Here is a 2,536-nt window from a genome sequence, read left to right as displayed (position 1 = left end):
GATAGAAACTTTGATTATGGAAAATTAGAATATGGGAATACCATTAACTTTGGGGCTGATATGTCTGTGATTTTAAGCCCTAAAATCTCTTTAGATGTTCAATTAAAGCCTGCAATGCAAACTACATAATAAGAATAAGCAGTATTTTCCCTGTTGGGATGTGCTTATCCCAACTAGGGTTGAAGTTAGTTGAAATAGTCTAGTTAAACCTAGAATTCATAATGTTGTTAATAATATAATAAACCTTGAAATAGTCTCGTGTTCAACAAAATAAAGCCACCGTATTTAATAGGCTCACTTAACGCTATCACTTACTCCAGCTTCTGCTAAGATTCTTTGCTCTTTTTGGTATTCTTCATCTTCTTTAATCTCCTTAAGTCCTTGCAACCACAATTGCTTTCTTTTTTTCTATAAAAGCTTTTTTGTGTATTTGCAAAAGAGCATTAGCAATAATTTAAGTTTTACTCATTTTAGCTCCTTAACTAAATGATTTAAATGGAGCTTACTTCTTCATTTAAAGCTATCTTTAACCGCATTATGTAATCCTCTATGTATAAAATATACGTATATTCATGGTATAGTTATTGTCTATTCCTTAACCAAAGCACGACAAGCGGTAAGGGTAAATGATTTTTAATTAGATTTTGTCTTTCCATTTAAATTCCATATAATCCCAAATAAGAATATCATCTCTTTGATAAAACTCATCTTGCTTGATATTGACTTTGCTATGGCTATCACCATCAGCAAAATGAGCATCCACTAACACATTCTCTTTTGTATCAATGATTAAATAATTTGGTTCAAAGATAAGATGAGGAGTAAAAAACACATACATAACAAGATCTCCTCTTTTAACATTTGAAGCTTTTGCGAGGACGCTATCTTCCCCCCATTCACCCACTTCATAAAACTTCCTATTTGCAATCTCTTCTAAGTCAATACAAAATGCACATTGCAAACCTAATGCAATCATAATTAAAATTTTTTTCATTCACTCTCCTTGTAGGTTTTATTTTTTCTTATTTGCGTTACAACATAATTCCTATTAGACCCATATGTTGTTTTACCGCTTAAAGCATTGTTTTTAAAATATAATTTATTCTCATCATTTGCTCCTCTTGATTTCTCTTTAGTCCCCACCTCATAGAATCTATAAAATAATCCTTTCTCGTCATAGCTTCTGCCTAAATATTTGTAATTTTTATTACAACAATAATTGCCCTTAATGGATAATCTCTTATAGGCTATACAATTTATCACACATGAGCATATCACCCTTTACAATTTTGACACTGCCATTACCTAAATCAAAAAAGTGAATATAATCACATTGTGTGTGTAAATCATAGCCAAAGATTATTTGCAAATGCTTACTAGTCTTCCATTGATAATGAATAAACAAATCATTATCTATTACTTTCTTTATGCTTTGCATAGGCAATTCTTCAAAATAGACTGCTCTGTTTTTGGATTTTATGAAAACCTTATAAGCTTTTGGTATATCATAGTTATTTATGATGGCGGATTGTGGTGCGCCACAATTAACCCATTTTTGTAGCTTTTCCCAATTCTCCACCCCACATTCTTCCATTGCTTCCTCAATGAACTCTTGCTCAAGTGGGCTACAATGCTCAAATAGTGATTCTATATTATTTTTATAAGTGCAATCTACTCTTTTCCACACAACATTATCTGCCCCCATAGCCAAATTTAGCATTCCCAAAACTAATAAATATAATTTGATTTGTTTCACTTTTTGGACCCATATGAAAGATTTTTTCTAATTTGCGTTACAACATAATTCCTATCAGATTTATACGCTGTTTTACCACTTAAAACATTGTTTTTAAAATACAATTTATTCTCATCACCTGCTCCTCTTGATTTCTCTTTAGTCCCAACTTCATAGAATCTATAAAACAAGCCTTTCTCATCATAACCTCTGCCTACAATCACTACAAAGTGATCCGTGGATAGATCATTGTTGAAACCTCCTTGATATTTATAGCTATGATCTACCCCTACAACTACAGGATAGCCTTGTTCTAATTGAGAATCTAGATAAGTTAACCCTTCTCGCACTTTTTCTGCATCAGTATTCAAATAAGCCTCTTGTTCTTTAGTATTCAAATTATTATGTGGAATTCTTTTGTATTCATTATTGTCTTGATCATAAATAACATCTTTTTCTATGGAAGTCTGATAAGACACTATTCCTCTGTAAGATGTTGGCATTTCAGATAAATTGACGCCGCTTCTTTGCAAAATTTCATTACAAGTGAGCTTACATGCCGTTTTACCCGCTTTTGCCCCCATGCCTTCTTTCGTGTTATCAAACTGCGAAATCCATTCCACAATCCCGCCATTAGGTGTTTTCTTTCCTCTTAAATCAACCTCACTTTTTCTATGTATTTGAGATTTTTTCTTTTCTCCCTTACTACTCTTCTTTATTTCTCCTATCCCTTCCCATTGTTCTCTTTGATATTCTATCTTAGGAGAAGGATTAGATGGTAGTTTGAGTGGAGAGAATTTA

The 2,536-nt window shown here is 32.3% G+C and carries 2 protein-coding genes and 1 pseudogene; all 3 read right to left on the bottom strand.

The window, feature by feature from the left end:
* Positions 1-637 precede the first annotated feature (637 nt).
* On the bottom strand, positions 638-994 hold the full coding sequence (locus tag LS70_RS09770) for a hypothetical protein (protein WP_034288801.1): 357 nt from the start codon (positions 992-994) through the stop codon (positions 638-640).
* A 246-nt stretch (positions 995-1,240) separates the two neighbouring features.
* Positions 1,241-1,756 carry a hypothetical protein gene (locus LS70_RS09765; protein WP_034288808.1) on the bottom strand — a complete coding sequence of 172 codons (516 nt, stop codon included), beginning with the start codon at positions 1,754-1,756 and terminating at the stop codon, positions 1,241-1,243.
* A pseudogene (locus LS70_RS09760) lies at positions 1,753-2,536 on the bottom strand (C39 family peptidase); the annotation flags it as partial. The gene LS70_RS09765 and the pseudogene LS70_RS09760, both read right to left, overlap by 4 nt.

This window comes from Helicobacter sp. MIT 11-5569, from assembly GCF_000765695.2.
Classification (GTDB): Bacteria; Campylobacterota; Campylobacteria; order Campylobacterales; family Helicobacteraceae; genus Helicobacter_D.
The sequence above is the reverse complement of the archived record's forward strand: the minus strand, read 5'-3'. Positions and strand labels throughout refer to the sequence as shown.